Source organism: Sporosarcina sp. P29 (genome assembly GCF_002743265.1).
Taxonomy (GTDB): Bacteria; Bacillota; Bacilli; order Bacillales_A; family Planococcaceae; genus Sporosarcina.
Map to the genome: position 1 here is coordinate 1 of NZ_PDYX01000076.1, position 461 is coordinate 461.

The 461-nt window shown below is 38.8% G+C and carries 1 protein-coding gene; it reads left to right on the forward strand.

Annotation, left to right across the window (positions count from 1 at the left end; genetic code table 11):
* On the forward strand, positions 1-461 hold a 461-nt coding region (locus CSV68_RS16610), incomplete at both ends, for a YehS family protein (RefSeq protein WP_099662668.1).

A 461-nucleotide genomic window follows, 5' to 3' on the forward strand; every position in this document is an offset into this window, starting at 1 on the left:
AATGATATTTTAAGCAGATTACGCTATGCGCTGGATCTAAAGGATTCCGCAGTTGTAGAAATGTTTGCGTTAGGTGGACTGCAGACAAACAGAGCGGAAGTAAAAGAGATGCTGACAAAAACGAATGAAGATAGTACAGATGAAATGCAGATGAATGAATATGCAAAGGAAATCGACAACATGACGTTGGAGTCATTTCTAAATGGCTTGATCAGCTCCAAAAGAGGAGTACCAGAAAATACCGGCAATGCTCCGCAACCATTTCTAATGTCAGAAGAAGGCCATCGTAATGTCAATAATATTTTGCTGAAAAAAGTCAAAATCGCATTATCTCTTACAAGTGAAGATATGCTAGAGATTTTAGAAAATGCAGGTGTTACGATTTCTAAAAATGAATTGAGTGCTGTTCTTCGTAAAGAAGGCCACCGAAATTATAAACCGTGTGGCGATCGATACGCTCG